At 65.2% G+C, this 17,380-nt stretch carries 16 protein-coding genes; 7 read left to right on the top strand and 9 right to left on the bottom strand.

Annotated elements, in window-relative coordinates:
* Nucleotides 1–28: 28 nt before the first annotated feature.
* The 3 genes from ahcY to ACCQ04_RS04100 all read left to right on the top strand — a co-directional run bounded on the left by ahcY (nt 29) and on the right by ACCQ04_RS04100 (nt 2,369).
* On the top strand, nt 29–1,471 hold the full coding sequence (gene ahcY, locus ACCQ04_RS04110; protein WP_016902210.1) for an adenosylhomocysteinase: 1,443 nt from the start codon (nt 29–31) through the stop codon (nt 1,469–1,471).
* A 327-nt stretch (nt 1,472–1,798) separates the two neighbouring features.
* Nucleotides 1,799–2,047, top strand: coding sequence for an SHOCT domain-containing protein (locus ACCQ04_RS04105; RefSeq protein ID WP_226426796.1), 249 nt, complete (start codon nt 1,799–1,801; stop codon nt 2,045–2,047).
* 16 nt (nt 2,048–2,063) lie between these two features.
* Nucleotides 2,064–2,369 carry a hypothetical protein gene (locus ACCQ04_RS04100; RefSeq protein ID WP_115043109.1) on the top strand — a complete coding sequence of 102 codons (306 nt, stop codon included), beginning with the start codon at nt 2,064–2,066 and terminating at the stop codon, nt 2,367–2,369.
* 261 nt (nt 2,370–2,630) lie between these two features.
* On the opposite strand, the gene ACCQ04_RS04095 is transcribed toward ACCQ04_RS04100, so the two are convergent.
* Nucleotides 2,631–3,188: a DUF3228 family protein gene (locus tag ACCQ04_RS04095; RefSeq protein WP_226426797.1), complete on the bottom strand. Its 558-nt coding sequence runs from the start codon at nt 3,186–3,188 to the stop codon at nt 2,631–2,633.
* 57 nt (nt 3,189–3,245) lie between these two features.
* Nucleotides 3,246–3,791 carry a DUF2058 domain-containing protein gene (locus ACCQ04_RS04090; protein ID WP_226426798.1) on the bottom strand — a complete coding sequence of 182 codons (546 nt, stop codon included), beginning with the start codon at nt 3,789–3,791 and terminating at the stop codon, nt 3,246–3,248.
* A 383-nt stretch (nt 3,792–4,174) separates the two neighbouring features.
* On the opposite strand from ACCQ04_RS04090, the gene ACCQ04_RS04085 reads away from it, so the two are divergent.
* On the top strand, nt 4,175–5,545 hold the full coding sequence (locus ACCQ04_RS04085) for an alpha-amylase family protein (protein WP_024938324.1): 1,371 nt from the start codon (nt 4,175–4,177) through the stop codon (nt 5,543–5,545).
* Nucleotides 5,546–5,677: 132 nt separating this feature from the next.
* Here ACCQ04_RS04085 and ACCQ04_RS04080 read toward each other — a convergent pair whose 3' ends face one another.
* Nucleotides 5,678–6,613: a Gfo/Idh/MocA family protein gene (locus ACCQ04_RS04080; protein WP_226426799.1), complete on the bottom strand. Its 936-nt coding sequence runs from the start codon at nt 6,611–6,613 to the stop codon at nt 5,678–5,680.
* A gap of 368 nt (nt 6,614–6,981) precedes the next feature.
* A complete protein-coding gene (locus ACCQ04_RS04075; RefSeq protein ID WP_065032059.1) occupies nt 6,982–7,959 on the bottom strand; it encodes an NAD(P)H-quinone oxidoreductase in 978 nt (325 codons plus the stop codon).
* 363 nt (nt 7,960–8,322) lie between these two features.
* Between ACCQ04_RS04075 and metF the strand changes: the two genes are divergently transcribed.
* The gene (gene metF / locus ACCQ04_RS04070) at nt 8,323–9,150 is read left to right on the top strand and encodes a methylenetetrahydrofolate reductase [NAD(P)H] (protein WP_024938327.1); all 828 of its coding nucleotides are present in this window, start codon (nt 8,323–8,325) and stop codon (nt 9,148–9,150) included.
* A gap of 148 nt (nt 9,151–9,298) precedes the next feature.
* On the top strand, nt 9,299–9,892 hold the full coding sequence (locus tag ACCQ04_RS04065; protein ID WP_024938328.1) for a hypothetical protein: 594 nt from the start codon (nt 9,299–9,301) through the stop codon (nt 9,890–9,892).
* A 97-nt stretch (nt 9,893–9,989) separates the two neighbouring features.
* Here ACCQ04_RS04065 and ACCQ04_RS04060 read toward each other — a convergent pair whose 3' ends face one another.
* The 4 genes from ACCQ04_RS04060 to ACCQ04_RS04045 all read right to left on the bottom strand — a co-directional run bounded on the left by ACCQ04_RS04060 (nt 9,990) and on the right by ACCQ04_RS04045 (nt 15,730).
* A complete protein-coding gene (locus tag ACCQ04_RS04060; protein ID WP_226426800.1) occupies nt 9,990–10,937 on the bottom strand; it encodes a Nudix family hydrolase in 948 nt (315 codons plus the stop codon).
* 135 nt (nt 10,938–11,072) lie between these two features.
* Nucleotides 11,073–11,441, bottom strand: coding sequence for a VOC family protein (locus ACCQ04_RS04055; RefSeq protein WP_167707768.1), 369 nt, complete (start codon nt 11,439–11,441; stop codon nt 11,073–11,075).
* 450 nt (nt 11,442–11,891) lie between these two features.
* Nucleotides 11,892–14,630, bottom strand: coding sequence for a preprotein translocase subunit SecA (gene secA, locus ACCQ04_RS04050; protein WP_226426801.1), 2,739 nt, complete (start codon nt 14,628–14,630; stop codon nt 11,892–11,894).
* 155 nt (nt 14,631–14,785) lie between these two features.
* Nucleotides 14,786–15,730, bottom strand: a complete 945-nt coding sequence (locus ACCQ04_RS04045) for a M23 family metallopeptidase (RefSeq protein ID WP_024938331.1) — start codon at nt 15,728–15,730, stop codon at nt 14,786–14,788.
* Here ACCQ04_RS04045 and ACCQ04_RS04040 point away from each other — a divergent pair, their 5' ends adjacent.
* Nucleotides 15,731–16,177, top strand: a complete 447-nt coding sequence (locus tag ACCQ04_RS04040; protein WP_024938332.1) for a DciA family protein — start codon at nt 15,731–15,733, stop codon at nt 16,175–16,177.
* A gap of 186 nt (nt 16,178–16,363) precedes the next feature.
* Here the strand turns inward: ACCQ04_RS04040 and lpxC are convergent, their stop codons facing one another.
* Complete coding sequence (gene lpxC / locus ACCQ04_RS04035) at nt 16,364–17,275, bottom strand: UDP-3-O-acyl-N-acetylglucosamine deacetylase (protein ID WP_024938333.1); 912 nt, start codon at nt 17,273–17,275, stop codon at nt 16,364–16,366.
* Nucleotides 17,276–17,380 lie beyond the last annotated feature (105 nt).

Here is a 17,380-nt window from a genome sequence, read left to right as displayed (position 1 = left end):
ACATTGGTCTGCTTACCGGAGCTATTGCATGAACGCTGTCACGAAAATCGCCCCACATACCGATTACAAGATCGCCGACCTCTCCCTGGCCGATTGGGGCCGCAAGGAGCTGGACATCGCCGAGCACGAGATGCCGGGCCTGATGTCGATCCGCCGCAAGCATGCGCAGACCAAGCCGCTGAAGGATGTACGCATCACCGGCTCGCTGCACATGACCATCCAGACCGCGGTGCTGATCGAAACGCTCAAGGACATCGGCGCCAACGTGCGCTGGGCCTCGTGCAACATCTTCTCCACCCAGGACCACGCGGCCGCCGCGATCGCCGCCTCCGGCACGCCGGTGTTCGCCTGGAAGGGCGAGACGCTGGAAGAGTACTGGGATTGCACCCTGGACGCGCTGACCTTCACCCTGCCCGACGGCACCCAGACCGGCCCGGAGCTGGTGGTGGACGACGGCGGCGACGTCACCCTGCTGATCCACAAGGGCTATGAGCTCGAAAACGGCTCCACCTGGGTCGACGAGCCGGCCTCCTCGCACGAGGAAGGCGTGATCAAGGCGCTGCTCAAGCGCGTGGCCGTCGAGCGTCCGGGTTACTGGACCCGCGTGGTCAAGGACTGGAAGGGCGTCTCCGAAGAGACCACCACCGGCGTGCACCGCCTGTACCAGATCGCCGAAGCCGGAAAGCTGCTGATCCCGGCCATCAACGTCAACGACTCGGTCACCAAGAGCAAGTTCGACAACCTGTATGGCTGCCGCGAGTCGCTGGCCGATGGCCTCAAGCGCGCGATGGACGTGATGCTGGCCGGCAAGGTCGCGGTGGTCTGCGGCTACGGCGACGTCGGCAAGGGCAGTGCCGCCTCGCTGCGTGCCTACGGTGCTCGCGTGATCGTCACCGAGATCGACCCGATCTGCGCCCTGCAGGCGTCGATGGAAGGCTTCGAGGTCAACACCATCGAATCCACGTTGGGCCGCGGCGACATCTACGTCACCACCACCGGCAACAAGGACATCATCACCGTCGAGCACCTGCAGGCGATGAAGGATCAGGCCATCGTCTGCAACATCGGCCACTTCGACAACGAGATCCAGGTCGATGCGCTGAACGCACTCAAGGGCGTGGAAAAGATCAACATCAAGCCGCAGGTCGACAAGTACGTGTTCGGCAACGGCAATGCGATCTTCCTGCTGGCCGATGGCCGCCTGGTCAACCTGGGCTGCGCCACCGGCCACCCGAGCTTCGTGATGTCCAACTCGTTCGCCAACCAGACCCTGGCGCAGATCGACCTGTGGGAAAAGCGCGACAGCTACGAGAAGAAGGTCTACATCCTGCCCAAGCACCTGGACGAAGAAGTGGCACGTCTGCACCTGGAAAAGATCGGCGTCAAGCTGACCACCCTGACCAAGGACCAGGCCGACTACCTCGGCGTGGACGTGGCCGGCCCGTACAAGCCGGATCATTACCGCTACTGATCAACCGGGCGGTTGATTGCCCGCATGTCACCGCTTGAACAGAACGGGCGCCGCAAGGCGCCCGTTTCTTTGCAGGATGCTGGATGGCCCCGCGTGCAAGCGGACCCACATGGCGACCAATTTGCGTTCGTGCCATGCGGCATCGACATGCATCGCATGGATGCAACGCCTCAAGCAAGGCACCATTGAATCCAGCACGCCGGGTAGCCTTGCCGTCGGCATGGCAGCTGTTGCCGTGTGCGATACTTGGCCAAGGCTTGCGACTTACCTGCGTGGCAGCAAGACCGGTCAACCACTAGGTAACACCCATCGTCAAAAGGAACCAACATGGGCGGCTTCAGCATCTGGCACTGGATCATCGTTCTTTTCTTCTTCTGCAGCATTGCTGCCGTGATCAGCCTGATCGTCTGGGTCGCAAAGCGCGCGTCGCGCAAATCGACTGTGGCAACGACAGGGTCAGCAGCGCAAAAGAGCGCTCAAGCCAGACTGCTGGAGCTGGACACGCTGAGGTCTCAGCAGTTGATCACCGATGCGGAGTACCAACAGCGCCGCAGCCATATCCTCAGCGAGATCTGAGCAGCGGCTGCAACGCATGAACCATGTTTCCGCTGTCCTGGATCAACATGTCCATGTGATCTGCGACAGTGCCCTGCGCCAGCGATTGCTGATGCGCGGCAGTTCGATGCAAGACCGCATCAGTCTGAGCTTCAAGGGCTCTGAGGAACTTGCCGAAATCCTCAGCCTGCTGCAATCACTGCAGATTCCCTTTGCCGACGCACCTGCGGGCTGGCCGCCTGCGGCCGTCTTCGCGCAGCTCAGGGATCGGGGACTGGTGCAAGGCACGATCACTACCGTCGCATGGGTCGCCCCGGACATGCCCGTGCTCGGCGTCGGCTAGCACGCATCTGCGCCAGGGGTGCCGGCAGCTGATCCGGTGCAATCCACGCAATGCCGCGCTTGAGAATGTTGCGCTGCGGCAAGTCCGAAAACTGCAGACGCAGCTCGGCTCTGCAGTCCCACCTGCAGCTACGTTTGTGCTCGACGAAAACAAGCGCTCGCGGTGGCGAGCGGCACCGCACCGCCACGCCAGAGTTCAAGAGCAGCGCTGCGTTCCCTGCCACGCGGAAGAATTGCACGACACGCCGTGGCTATCCGCGCGCTACGGCCGCCAGTTCGCATTGCGTTCCCAGAACGCAACGCTGCGCCGGTACGCATCGCGGTCCAGTGCCACACCGGAGCCGCCCTCGTCCACGCCCAGTGCATTGCGCAGCATGGTGATGGGCGCCATTGGAATTTCTTCCGGCTCGGTGGTGTAGAGGCAACCGACCACGCCCCAGTCGGCGTCGATCGGCGCGCCCTCCTTGGCCAGCTGATCGCGGCTATACAGGATCGGCAGCAGATACGTCGCCACCGGTGGCTCCACACCTTCGAACCAGCGCACCAGCACCGGTAACTCCTGCGTGCTGCGTGCCTCGTAGCCGGAGCGCAGCTGGTGGCGGTTGTCGTCGGTGATCGGTGCAGTGAGGCAGCGCGTCGAGGTCCAGTTGCGGTGCACATGCAGCTGGCAGAACGGCGCATAGCCTTCGATCACGCGCACCGGCGCCTCTTCATTGAGCCGCTGGATGAACTGCTCGGGCGTGCAGTCCTGGATGGCGTTGCGACGACCATCGCAGGGAAACAGACGGGTGCGGGCAAACGGTGTGAGAACGATGGACATGACGGTGGTGGGTGGCAAAGAACGCCAGGGTAGCCTGCAGCCCTGCCATGCGACCACTTACCAGATCAGATCGTCCGGCACCTTGAACTGGCTGTAATAGTCGTCGTCGCTGTCCGGCGCCGAAGGCGTGCTGCTACGGCCATGATCCAGCACCACAGTGTCCGCATCGCGGCTGTAGACCTTGTCGGCGGCGGAGCGCGGAATCAGCTCGAAGCCATCGCCATGCCGCACGATCACCAGCGCCCCGCTGGCCAGTTGGCTGCGCAGCGTGGGATTGACCAGCACGCTGCGGATGACGCGGCCGTCGTTGAAGCGGTAGTCGATCTCGCCATCGCGCTTGACCTTGTTGGTCTCCACGATCTGCCGGACCTGGGCCAGCACTTCCTGCCGCCGCAGCTGCAGCTTGCGTTCCTCGGCCAGCGCGCGATCGCGCTCGGCGCGCTCGGCCTGTAGCCGGGCCGCGTCCACCTTGTCGACCTCGGCCGGTGCCACGGCCGCGCCCTTGGCATGACGCTGCTTGTTCTGCTCGCGCGCGACCTTGTCCACCTGGGCCTTCTTGACCAGGCCGGCCTTGAGCAGTTGTTCTTGCAGCGGATTGCGCATGGGAGGGGAACCGGTGAATGTGCGCCCAGTTTACCGCGCCCCGCGCCACCCAGCCTGACTGCCCAAGCCCGCCCCGGCTGCAGCACCGCGCCGTACCGCGGTACCGCGATCCACCCGCACCGCGCAAAGCGCGACCTGCATCGGGGTTTTCGCGGGTACTCGCATTGAATACGTATGCACAACAGCGATGTTGCGCCGCGATGCACGCTTAGCATCACCGCGCGCTGCACGCCGTGCGCGCGCTTTCCGGAACAGGGGCCGGAGGCCTTGATGCGGGCATCGCACAGCATGCGTGTGCTCGCGCTTACCGACTGGAGATCCATCCGATGCGCGATACGCACACTCCACCCCCACCCTCACGGCTTCAACGCAGCTCGCGGCTGCTGCTCGCCGCGCTGGTGCTGCTGCTGACCACCGCCAATGTGCAGGCCGATGTGATCCTGCATGCCTTCAATTGGCCGTATGCCACCGTGGAAGCACGCGCCAAGCAGATTGCCGATGCCGGCTATCGCAAGGTGTTGGTCGCTCCCGCCTATCGCTCGCAAGGCAGCGCGTGGTGGGCACGCTACCAGCCGCAGGATCTGCGCGTGATCGATGGCCCGCTGGGCGACACCGCCGCGTTCTCGCGCATGGTGCAGGCGCTGGCCAATAACGGCGTGGAAACCTATGCCGACGTGGTGCTCAACCACATGGCCAACGAGGCCGCGACACGCTCGGATCTCAACTACCCCGGCAGCGCCGTGCTCGCACAATACGCTGCAAATCCAGGTCGTTACGATACCTTGCGTCTGTTCGGCACCTTGCAATCGAATTTCCTGAGCGCCAGCGATTTCGGTCCGGCCCAGTGCATCACCAACTACAACGACGCCTACCAGGTGCGCACCTATCGCATCTGCGGTGGCGGCAGCGATCCGGGCCTGCCCGACCTGGTCGGCAACGATTGGGTGGTGCAGCAGCAGCGCGCCTATCTGCAAGCGCTGAAGGGCCTGGGTGTGACCGGCTTCCGTGTCGATGCGGCCAAGCATATGAGCTTCGACCATCTCAATCGGGTCTTCGATGCGGGCATTCGCTCCGGCGTGTATGTGTTCGGCGAAGTGATCACCGGCGGCGGCAGCGGCAATGGCGATTACGACCAGTTCCTGGCGCCGTACCTGCAGTCCACGCCGCATGCGGCCTACGATTTCCCGTTGTTCAACGCGGTGCGCAATGCATTCGCCATTGGCGCCAGCCTGCAGCAGCTGGTGGATCCCGCGTCCACCGGACAGGCGTTGCCGGGCAATCGCGCGGTGACCTTCGCCGTCACCCACGACATCCCCAACAATGCCGGCTTCCGCTACGCCATCCTCGACCCCGTCGACGAGACGCTGGCATACGCGTATCTGATCGGCCGCAACGGCGGCATGCCGATGGTCTACACCGACAACAACGAAAGCGGCGACAACCGCTGGGTCAACGCCTATCTGCGCGACGACCTGCGCCGCATGATCGGCTTCCACAACGGCGTGCAGGGCAGCGACATGCAGGTGCTGTCGTCCAGCTCCTGCCATGTGCTGTTCCGGCGCGGCAGCCTGGGCATCGTCGGCATCAACAAGTGCGGCAATCCGGTCACCACCACCGTGGCGATGAATGGCAGCGTGCTGTACTGGAATGCGGATTATGTGGATGCACTGGGCTCGGGCAGCGTGGTGCGCATTTCCAGCGGCTCCTACACCTTCACGCTGCCGGCGCGCGGTGCACGCATGTGGCGCCGCTGAGCTGTCTGGCCAGCACGAGGCGTCCGCAGCGTGGTTGAAGCCCGATCGTAAAGACACCCGGCCTTTGACACAAAAAACACCGGCTTATCGCCGGTGTTGTGGATGCTGCAACACGTTGGATGGTGCGACCGGCTACCAGGCGAACGGCGCGGTGACCTTGCGCGCGCCGAGCATGAACGCATCGGCCACATGCACGAACGGGGTGACATCCACCTCCGATTCGCCGGCGCGCACCAATTGCACGAAACGCCGGTACAAGCCGTCGTATTCGCCGGCGGCTTCCACTGGCTGCGGCTGGCCATCGATACTGAGCCTGGCACCGCCCTCACTGAGCATGAGCAGGCCATCGGTGGTGTCCACTTCGATATCCCAGCGCTGATGGCCGGTCTGCAGAAAATCCAGTTCCGCCGTTACCGGCACCCCTGCGGTATCGACAAAACCGAGCCTGGCGTACAGCGGTGCCTGGCGATTTTCCGGCGTGTGCAACTCCGCTTCGCGCAGCGCGAAGGGGCGCGGCAGCAGATGCGTGACGATGGACAGCGCATTGATGCCGGGGTCGAACACGCCCATGCCGCCCGGCTCCAGGATCCAGTCCTGGCCCGGGTGCCAATGGCGAATGTCTTCCTTCCAGGCGATATGCGCGCGCAGGATCTGCTTGTCGGCCAGCCACGCCCGCGCAGGCTCCACGGCAGCGGCGCAGCGCGAATGCCAGCTGGTGAACAGGCTGCGTTGCGCACGCTGCGCCAACGCGCGCAGATCGTCGATCTCGGCCAGGGTGGCGGCCGGGGGTTTTTCCAGGAACACATGGCGCCCGGCGGCCAGCGCGGCCTGTGCCTGCGCGTGCCGCCCGACCGGTGGCGTGCACAGCGCCACCGCTTCAATCTGCGGATGCGCCGCGAAGGCCTCTTCCAGGCTGTGGTAGGCCGGCACTCCATCGACCGTGCCATGCCGGCTCACCGTGGCCACCAGCTGCACATCGGCACGCGCGGCGATGGTGGGCACGTGCTGGTCGCGGGCGATCTTGCCGATGCCGACAAGGGCAATGCGCAATGCGTCTGGATGCTTCATCGAAACCTTCGGGCTGATAGGGACGTGGCGGGACCCGCGCGATCGCCCGTTTCAGGCGCATGCACGGAGACTGGTGCAGCGGCGCGCTGCACCAGCGCACGCAACGGCGCAGTGTAAGGTCAGGCTGCGGTTCGCTGCGAGACATCGCTCCTGCTTGTTTTGCTATACCTGCGCCGCCCGGTGGCCGTGCAGGAGCCGCCATGCTGCATCGGTGCAACTGCACGGCACGCCTTGCCGTTCGTGGCCTTCCACCTGGTCGCGCTGGAGCACTCGGCGGCTGCGGTGGGGCGCCCGGCCTGCGGCAGTGTATGGCCAGGCCTGCGACGCCGGCTGCAGACAGAGCTAGCTGCATGCGCATTGCGATGCGCTCACATCTCCAGCACGACCTTGCCCAGGTGGCTGCCCTGCTCCAGATAGCGGTGCGCTGCAGCGGCTTCGCCGAGCGGGAAGCGCTTGTCGAGCAGCACGCGCAGCTTGCCCTGCGCGATCCACGGCCACACCACGCGCTCCACTTCCGCGGCCAGGCGCGCCTTCTCGTCGGCACTGCGCGGGCGCAGCGTCGAGCCGGTGAGGATGGCCTGCTTGCGCATCAGCAGCGGGATCGGCACCTCGATGGTCGAGCCGGCCTGCGAGGCGATATAGACGATGCGCCCGCGCGGGTTGAGCGCCTCCAGGGTGTCGGCGAATACCGCAGCGCCCACCATGTCCAGCGACACATCCACCCCGCCGTGCGCCTTGGCCACGTCGACAAACGATTCGGTGGTGGAGTCGATCGCCACATCGGCGCCCAGTTCGCGCGCCTGCGCCGCCTTGCCCGCCGAACGCGCAGTCGCCAGCACATGCGCACCGGCGGCCTTGGCCATCTGGATCGCAGTCACGCCGATCCCGGACGTGGCGCCATGCAGCAGCAGCCATTCCCCGGCCGCCAGCCGGCCGTGCTCGAACAGGTTGGTGTACGCGGTAAAGATGGTTTCCGGCAGCGCCGCGGCATGCGCCAGATCCATGCCCGGCGGAATCGGCAGCACATGCCGCGCGTCAACCGCTGCGTACTGTGCGTATCCGCCACCGCCCAGCAGTGCACACACCCGATCGCCGACCTTCCAGCGACCGGCCGGCTCCACGATCTCGCCGGCGATTTCCAGCCCGAGCGTCTGCGGCGCGCCTGGCGGCGGCGGATAGTGGCCGGCGCGCTGCAGCAGGTCGGGTCGATTGATCCCGGCAGCATGCACGCGGATCAGCACCTGCCCCGGCGCAGGACGCGGGCGCGGCATTTCGCTGGCGTACAGTGCATCCGCATCGCCCTTGCCATCGCGAATGGCGATTGCGGTCATCGTGGTATCGCTCATGCGCAGCACTCCGTCGAAAGTGCACCCAGTGTAGAGCTGCCCGCGTCAACGTCCGGCGCAAGCCAGCTCGCGACATGTCACGCAGGCGCGGCGCAACCACTGTCTCCACAACTCACGGCAGGCGATGACGCGATGGCCGGCACTACGCGTGGAACCAGTGCTGCAACAGAAGCGATTCGCCTGCCCGCTGCAAGGCAAGGCGTCGCTCGCCGCCGCGCGGCAAGCGCCTGCAGGTCCCCGCAGATCGCGCCGTCATTCCGCTGACAGCACGCCAGGTAACCGAATGCAGGACACCCGCAACCAAATATGCATTCATCGCGATGAAGCGATATTATGCCAGTACGATCCGCCGGACCCGCCGCGATGACGCATCTCAGTTTCGAGTTCTACCCGCCCAAGACCGACGACCAGCGCGCCCAGCTGGACCGCACGGCGGCCAGGCTGAAGGGCTACGCGCCGGAATACGTGTCGTGCACCTTCGGTGCCGGCGGCTCCACGCTCAGCTACACCTCCGAGACGGTGCGTCACCTCAAGCAGAAGCACGGTTTCGAAGCCGCCCCGCATCTGTCCTGCGTCGGCGGCAGCCGCCAGGAGATCCGCGAGCTGCTCAAGCTGTATCGCGCGATCGGCTGTACCCGCATCGTCGCGCTGCGCGGCGACCTGCCCTCGGGCATGGGCCATCCGGGCGACCTGCGTTACGCCTCGGACCTGATCGCCTTCATCCGCGCCGAGCACGGCGACGCGTTCCGGATCGAGGTCGGTGCGTATCCGGAAACCCATCCGCAGGCGACCGACGCGCTGAGCGATCTGCGTTACTTCAAGGCCAAGGTGGATGCCGGCGCCGATGCCGCAATCACCCAGTATTTCTACAACGCCGACGCGTACTTTCATTTCCGCGACGCCGTGCAGCGCATGGGCGTGGAGATCCCGATCATCCCCGGCATCATGCCGATCTCCAATTTCTCGCAGTTGCGGCGCTTTTCCGAGCAGTGCGGTGCAGAAATTCCGCGCTGGATCAGCAAGAAGATGCAGTCCTACGGCGACGATGCCGATGCGGTGCGCGCCTTCGGTGCGGAAGTGGTGGCCACCGTGTGCGAGCGCCTGATCGCCGGTGGCGCGCCTGCCCTGCACTTCTACACGCTCAACCTGGCCAAGCCGACCACGCAGGTGCTGCAGCTGCTCGGGCGCTGAGCCAGCCGCTCGAAACCATGCCCTCGGCGGGCATCTCCACGCGGGCACATCAGCGGCAAACGCGCGCGTGACGCGCAAACGCCGTGCAAGCTGCCACGGTCCCGGCGCGTTGCTCGCCGGCTCACGCACGCCCCGTTACGCTGCGCCGATGCCTCGCCTCCTGCTGCCGTTGCTGCTGTTGTTCTGCCTGTGCCCGGCCACGCGCGTGCAGGCGCAGGAGATCCGTCGCTGCGTGACAGCGGACGGGCAGACCATGTTCACCGACCGCCGCTGCGAAGATGTCGGCGCCGCGGCGCGCCCGCCGCCGGCCGCGCGCACGCAGGGCAACACCGGCCTGCATCGCTACGGCTGCCCGCGCCGGCTGAGCGAACTGGTGTCGTTGCTGCAACTGGCGGTGGACAGCCGCGACGTCAATCGGCTCTCCAGCCTCTACCTGTGGAGCGGCCAGTCCGACGCCGCTGCCAACCAGGTGCTGAGCCGGCTGGAGGCGATCGTGCAACGCCCGTTGCTGGACATCGTGCCGATGTACCCGCAACGCGATCCGCCAACCTGGGAAGCCGATGCCGGCACTGCAGCGGCTCCATCCCTGGACGGCAGCGCCATCGACGCCCCACTCCCGGCACCGCCAAGCCGCCCGCGGCCCTGGGGCCTGCGCCTGGAACAGAACCTCGCCAGCGGTGCGCCCGCAAGCAGCGTGTTGCGGCTGCGCCGGCAGTACAACTGCTTCTGGGTGACGTTTTAGCGCAGCAGCTGCGGTGACGCTGGCCACCGCGACCTGGTCGAACACGGACCACCGCAAGGCTGCCGACCCCCAGCAGACCGCACGGCCCTAGTGACGGTCACTGCGGCCACAGCGCACGAATTGCCGCGATACCTTGCGCGCCATGCGAACGGGCTTCGCGCAGGTCATCGACCTGCATGCCACCGAGTGCGTAGATCGGCAAGGAGACCTGCTCGCGCAAGCGTTCGAACCCATCCCATCCTAAGGGTGTCGCACCCGGATGCGACGCGGTCGCCTGCACCGGGCCCAGCACCGCAAAATCGCAGCCAAGACGCTGGGCGCGGCGCAGGTCTTCCAGCCCGTGACAGGAAGCGGCGACCGGCTGCTCGGCCGGCAACGGGCGCTCCTGCAGGCTGGCCAGTTGCTCCGAACCCAGATGCACGCCGATACCGAGTTCGCTGGCCAGTGCGATGTCGCGGTTGAGCAGCAGTTGCGCGCGCGCACGGCCGCGCAGGCGCATCACCTGCTGCAGCAAGGCCTGCCAGCGCGCCGGTTCGGCCTGCCGCGCACGCAACTGGATGCGCGTGATGCCCTCCTGCAGCGCACGCTCCAGACCTTCCAGCCACAGCGCGTCATCGTCCGGCTCGGGCGTGATCAGATAGCGGTCTGGCTGGCGCAGCACACCGACCACCGGCACATCGGCCGGCGGCATCGAATAACGGGTCAGCTTGTCGGCGGCCACCCAGGTCATCGCCTGGCCTTCGCGGCCGCGCGGGCTGCCTTTCCATGCGGTGATGTGGCGCACTTCCAGGCGCAGCCGCTTGTCCGGGTACAACTGCGGCACGTCCATCAGCCACTCGCCGACCTGCGCCTCGATACCGAGCTCTTCATTGAGTTCGCGCACCAATGCCTGTTCTGAGGTTTCGCCAGGTTCGCGCTTGCCACCCGGAAACTCCCACAGGCCGGGCATGTCGCGGGTTTCGGTACGGCGGGTCAGCAGGATGCGGCCGCGGGCGTCAATGATCACGCCGGCAACGACGTGGATGGATCTTAGAGAATCAGGCATGGCACAAGAGTGCCGCGAGTGAGCCGTTCAGTGCAATCGCTTGACGGCGGGGATTGGGGATTGGGGATTCGAGATTGGTCAAAGCGCGGCACGTGTGCTTCTGCCAATCCCGAATCCCCAATCCCCAATCCCGGCCTACAGTGGATGCCCGATGCGCCAGAGCACACCGCTGGGATCGTGCAAGGTGAAATCGCGTGCACCCCACGGCCGATCTTCCGGCGCGCTGCAGCTCACCCCGAACTGCGCGCCCAGGCCGGTGTCGTGCACGTGCTGCCACCAGCTGTCAGCATCGTCCACCCACAGGTGCAGCATCAGGTTCTCGGCCAGTTCGCGCAGATAGAAATCCTGCAGCAGGAATGCGCAATGCGCGCCATGCCGGAAGCAGGTCACATTGCCTACCTCGTCCTCCTGCACGAAGCCCAGCGCGCGATAGAACCGCTGCGACACCGCGTAGTCGCGTGCAGGCACGAACACCTTCAATTGCTGGCTGGACAGCAGCGCCATGACCGCACTCCACGCAGGATGTGGATCGAGCATACGCCCCGCAGTGGCACCGGCGGAGACGCCCGCATACAAAAGGCGCCGCGTTGGCGCCGCGAGAGATGGACAGCGCGTGGCTGGCCTGCCGTGCCGAGGCCCACCGCAAGGCAGCTCGCCGGATTCCTCCAGCGTCTATGCCGTGCTTGTCGACCTTGCCTGGCAGCAATGCAAGCCATGGCTTCGCAGGGAGTTGGCCAAGGGCGGCGAAACCTGAGCGTGGCCTCGCACCCGGTCTGCGATATCCCCTTTCCTGCTTCAAGACCCGCTCAGGATCCCATCCCTAATCAGAGCCCCCTTGGTAAGGGGGCGCGCCAAAGGCGCGGGGATCGGAAGCAAGGATCGTGAACCAGGCATCCGCTACGCGGATGCCTGGTGCGCAGCCCGCTTCGCGGGCTGCGCCACGGTCAACTCAGCTCAGCTGAGTTGACCGTGGCAGTGCTTGTACTTCTTGCCGCTGCCGCAGGGGCACGGATCGTTACGGCCCACCTTGGGCTCGTCGCGGGTCACCTGCGACACCGGCACCGGAGCGTTGCCGCCCTGCATCTGTTCCACTTCCTCGTCGGCACCGTAGCCGCCGGCGTCCTGATGCTGGAACTGCGAGGCCATCAAGCGCGCCTGCGCCTGCAGACGCTCCTGCTCTTCCAGCTCGGCCACTTCCTCTTCGCTGCGGATGCGCACGCGCGCCAGCAGGTTGATCACTTCGCGCTTGACGTTCTCCAGCATCTCGGAGAACAGCTCGAAGGCTTCCTTCTTGTATTCCTGCTTGGGCTGCTTCTGCGCATACCCGCGCAGATAGATGCCCTGGCGCAGGTAATCCATCTTGGCCAGATGCTCCTTCCAGCCCTGGTCGAGCACGGTCAGCATCACGTGCTTCTCCAATGCGCGCATGGTGTCGTTGCCCACCGCCGCTTCCTTCTCGGCAAAGTGCGCATCCACCGCTGCCTGCACCTTGGCCGCAATCTGCTCGGCGTCCAGTTCTTCCTGCGTGCGTGCCATCTCGCTCAGCGCCAGCGGCATGCCCAGCTCCGATTCCAGCGTGGCTTCCAGACCCTTCAGGTCCCACTGCTCATCGACAGAGTTGGGCGGCACGAAGCGTGCGACCAGGTCGTAGATCACATCGCCACGGATGCCGTCGACGTTGTCCTTGACCGATTCGGCATCCAGCAATTCGTCGCGCTGGGCGTAGATCACCTTGCGCTGGTCGTTGTTGACGTCGTCGAAGTCCAGCAGGTTCTTGCGGATGTCGAAGTTGTGCGCTTCCACCTTGCGCTGCGCCTTTTCGATCTGCCGGCTGACCAGGCGATCTTCGATGACGTCGTCTTCCTTCATGCCCATCATGCGCATCGCCTTCTGGACCCAGTCCGAGGCAAAGATGCGCATCAGGTTGTCTTCCAGCGACAGATAGAAGCGCGAGGAACCCGGGTCGCCCTGACGACCGGCACGGCCGCGCAGCTGGTTGTCGATACGGCGCGATTCGTGCCGCTCGGTACCGATGATGTGCAGGCCGCCGGCCGCCTTGACCGCATCGTGACGACGCTGCCATTCGGTCTTGGCCGCAAGGCGCTGCTCGTCGCTGATATTGTCGCCCATGGCATGCAGCTCGGTTTCCAGCGAACCGCCCAGCACGATGTCGGTACCGCGGCCGGCCATGTTGGTGGCGATGGTCACCGCGCCCGGCTGGCCGGCGTTGGCCACGATGGTGGCTTCGCGCTCGTGCTGCTTGGCGTTGAGCACTTCGTGCTTGACCCCGGCCTTGCGCAGGTGCTCGGACAGCATCTCCGAGGTCTCGATCGAGGTGGTACCCACCAGCACCGGCTGGCCGCGCTTGGCGCAGTCTTCGATGTCGGCCAGCACCGCGTTGAACTTGCCCTTGCGGTTGAGGAACACCTGGTCCGGATGGTCCTTGCGCACGGTCGGGCGGTTGGTCGGGATCACCACCACTTCCAGGCCGTAGATGCTCTGGAATTCGTAGGCCTCGGTGTCGGCCGTACCGGTCATGCCGGACAGCTTCTTGTACATGCGGAACAGGTTCTGGAAGGTGATGCTGGCCAGCGTCTGGTTCTCGCGCTGCACCGGCACGCCTTCCTTGGCCTCGACCGCCTGATGCAGGCCGTCGGACCAGCGACGCCCGCTCAGCGTGCGGCCGGTGAATTCATCAACGATCACCACCTCGCCGTCGCGCACGATGTAGTCCACGTCGCGCTGATAGATCGCATGCGCGCGCAGCGCGGCATTGAGGTGATGCACCACGCTCAGGTTCTGCGCGGCGTACAGGCCGTCCTCGGCATTTTCGAGAATGCCGGCCTGCATCAGCAGCTCTTCGGCGTGGCCCATGCCCGCCTCGGACAGATGCACCTGCTTGCCCTTCTCGTCGATCCAGAAGTCACCCTCGCCCTCTTCGCTTTCCTGCTTGGTCAGCTGCGGCACGATGCGGTTGACGCGGATGTACAGCTCCGGCGACTCGTCGGCCGGGCCGGAGATGATCAGCGGGGTACGCGCCTCGTCGATCAGGATCGAGTCGACTTCGTCGACGATCGCGTAATGCAGGTTGCGCTGGTAGCGGTCGGCCTTGGACAGCGCCATGTTGTCGCGCAGGTAGTCGAAACCGAACTCGTTGTTGGTGCCGTAGGTGATGTCGCTGCCGTAGGCCTCGCGCTTGTCGCTGTGCGGCATGCCCGGATACACCACGCCCACGCTCAGGCCCAGCCAGTTGTACAGCTTGCCCATCTGCGCGGCGTCGCGGCGCGCCAGGTAGTCGTTGACCGTGACCACATGCACGCCCTCGCCCTGCAGCGCGTTGAGGTACACCGGCAGCGTGGCGACCAGGGTCTTGCCTTCACCGGTGCGCATCTCGGCGATCTTGCCCAGGTGCAGCACCATGCCGCCGATCAGCTGCACGTCGTAATGGCGCATGCCGAGCACGCGGCGGCTAGCCTCGCGGCACACCGCGAAGGCTTCGGGAAGAATCTTGTCCAGGGACTCGCCGGCGGCAAGTCGCTGCTTGAACTCCGGGGTCTTGGCTTGCAGCTCGGCGTCGGAGAGCTTCTCGATCGTCGGCTCCAGCGCATTGATCTGGGTGACGAGGCGGTTGAGCTGGCGCAGCTGGCGTTCGTTACGACTGCCAAAGACACGGGTAAGCAGACTGTTGATCATTGAAGAAACCGGTTGAAAAGGAACGGTTTGACCGACGCCGGTCCCCAAGACCCGGCCGCCGTAAACGAAACAGGGCGCACTGCGCCCTGTCGATGGCAACACCCTATTGTAGCTTGGGGCGGGCCTTCACGAATCAAGCGCCGCCCGCGCCGTCGTCAACCGCGCCCGCGGCGGCCCACCGGCGTGTTGGTATCGCCCAGGAACTTGCGCGGATTGACCACCCGCCCGTCCGCCCACACCTCGAAATGCACGTGGGCGCCGGTGGAGCGGCCGCTGGATCCGGCCCGGGCCACCTGCTGGCCGGCGCGGACCAGGTCGCCCACCTTCACCACCAGGCGCGAGTTGTGCGCATAGCGGGTCACATAGCCGTTGCCGTGATCCACTTCCACCACGTTGCCGTAGCCACCGCGCACGCCGGCATAGCTGACCACGCCGTCGGCGACCGACATCACCGGGTCGCCCACGTTGGCATGGAAGTCCACGCCCTTGTGGAAGGCCGAACCACCGTCGAACGGATCGGCGCGGCCGCCGAAGCCGGAGGTGATGTAGGTGTTGCGGATCGGCATCCGCGAAGGCACCGAATTCTGCTCGAGCTGATGATCGAACATCAGCGCGGCCAGCACGTTCAGTTGCTGGCCGGAGGCGGAGAACTGCTGTTCGACCTGCCCCAGCGTCTGCTTGAGCGACTCGACCGGCATGTCGCTGACCGGCTCGTCGCCGCCACCGACGCCGACCGGGGCGTCGAAGTCGAACTCGCCGTCCTTCAGCTTGCCCATTTCGGTCAGCCGCTCGCCCAATGCATTGAGACGGGTGGCCTGCGCCTGCAGCTCGCCCATGCGCGCGGCCAGTGCGTTGACCTGCGCCTGCGAGGCGCGCTGCGCCTGGGCCAGCTCGGCCTGCTGCCGGGCAACCTTGGCCTGCAACGCGGAATTGGTCACCATGCCGGTGGCGGTGCTGGCACCGATGCCGATCAACATGCCCAGCCCAAGCACGGCGCCGAGGACTACCATCGGTCGATCCGCGGCAAAGCCCTGGAACTGGCGGGCCAACCGCTGCGCCCGGGTTTCGCGAGATTTGATTACAACTTTCTTCAACGCCATATGAGTGTCATGTCCAAGCCCAAGTCCAACGCACGCAACCCTTCCGTCCCACAACCGGCCATCGAGGCCGCGTTGGGTGAAAAGGCTGGCGACCCCTTGCGCCGAGCGTTGTGGCTCGATGCGCTGGACCGACAGTTGCGCCCCCTGTTACCGCCTCATCTGGCCACCCGTTGCCGGCTGGCCAATGTCAGAGACGAACAGCTCGTTTTTCTGGTTGATTCACCTGTCTGGCATGCCAAGTTGCGACTTGCCGAGACCCAATTACTGGATGCCGCCCGATCCATCGGACTGAAGGCCACCGCAGTGACCATCAAGACCACTACCACCCCGCTGCATTCCCCAATGCAGCAGAATCGCGAGCGTCCGCGCCCCGTCTCAGAGGCCACGCACAGAGGTCTGCGCGATGCCCTGGCCTCCCTGCAGGATGTTCCACCCACCAAACGGTGAGCACCGCGCCGCTGGTGCGAAGCGGCCGCCGCAGCGTGAAAGAATTGCGAAGACCGCGCACGACCCGACGCATCCTAGCGGGCCTCAGCCACGCAGGAGTTAGAGAAGTCTTAAATAAAAGTTAAGAACGGGCCGGTAATCCGACGCAGTTCACACTTCGAACGCCGACTGCGGCATTCCCCGACATCAGGCGTAGACGGGGCTGGCGTAGGTGACCGGCGGTTGCACGGTGCCTTCCGGGAAGCTGACCCATTCCCAGGCGGCCTGATCCGCCAGCAGCGCACGCACCAGCTTGTTGTTGAGCGCGTGGCCGGACTTGAAGCCTTCGTAGGCGCCCAGAATGGCGCCGCCGGCCAGGTACAGGTCGCCGATGGCGTCCAGGATCTTGTGCCGCACGAATTCGTTGGTGTAACGCAGGCCGTCCTCGTTGAGCACGCGGAACTCGTCCAGCACGATGGCGTTGTCCATCGAACCGCCCAGGCCCAGATTGCGCTCGCGCATGTATTCAAGGTCGCGCATGAAGCCGAAGGTGCGGGCGCGCGAGATTTCCTTGACGTAGGCCGAGGTGGAGAACTCGATTTCCTGGCGCGACTGCTTGGCCGGGATCATCGGGTGATTGAATTCGATGGTGAAGCCGAGCTTGTAGCCCTCGTACGGCTCGAAGCGCGCGACCTTGTCGCCCTCGCGCACTTCCACCGTCTGCTTGATGCGGATGAAGCGCTTGGCCTTGTTCTGCTCGACGATGCCTGCCGACTGCAGCAGGAACACGAACGGGCCGGACGAACCGTCCATGATCGGCAACTCGGCCGAGGACAGTTCGACGATGACATTGTCCACACCCAGGCCGGCCAGTGCCGACATCAGGTGCTCGACGGTCTGGATCTTGGCGCCATTGCAGGTCAGGCCGGTGCACAGCGTGGTCTCGGTGACCAGTTCGGCATCGGCCGGGACTTCGACGATCGGCTCCAGGTCCACACGCCGGAACACCACGCCATGATCGACCGGAGCCGGTCGTAGCGTCATGTACACCTTGTCGCCGCTATGCAGGCCGACGCCGGTGGCGCGAATGGTGTTCTTGAGAGTGCGTTGCTGGGTCATATGCGAAGTCTGGATGAACAATGCAGACAGACGCTGAACCGGCTGTCTAATCCGTAGAGATTATCTGAATTTTAACAAGTCGCGCGTGACGGGAACTGTAATCCC

It is taken from the genome of Xanthomonas sp. NCPPB 2866, from assembly GCF_041475745.2.
Taxonomy (GTDB): Bacteria; Pseudomonadota; Gammaproteobacteria; order Xanthomonadales; family Xanthomonadaceae; genus Xanthomonas; species Xanthomonas arboricola.
The sequence above is the reverse complement of the archived record's forward strand: the minus strand, read 5'-3'. Positions and strand labels throughout refer to the sequence as shown.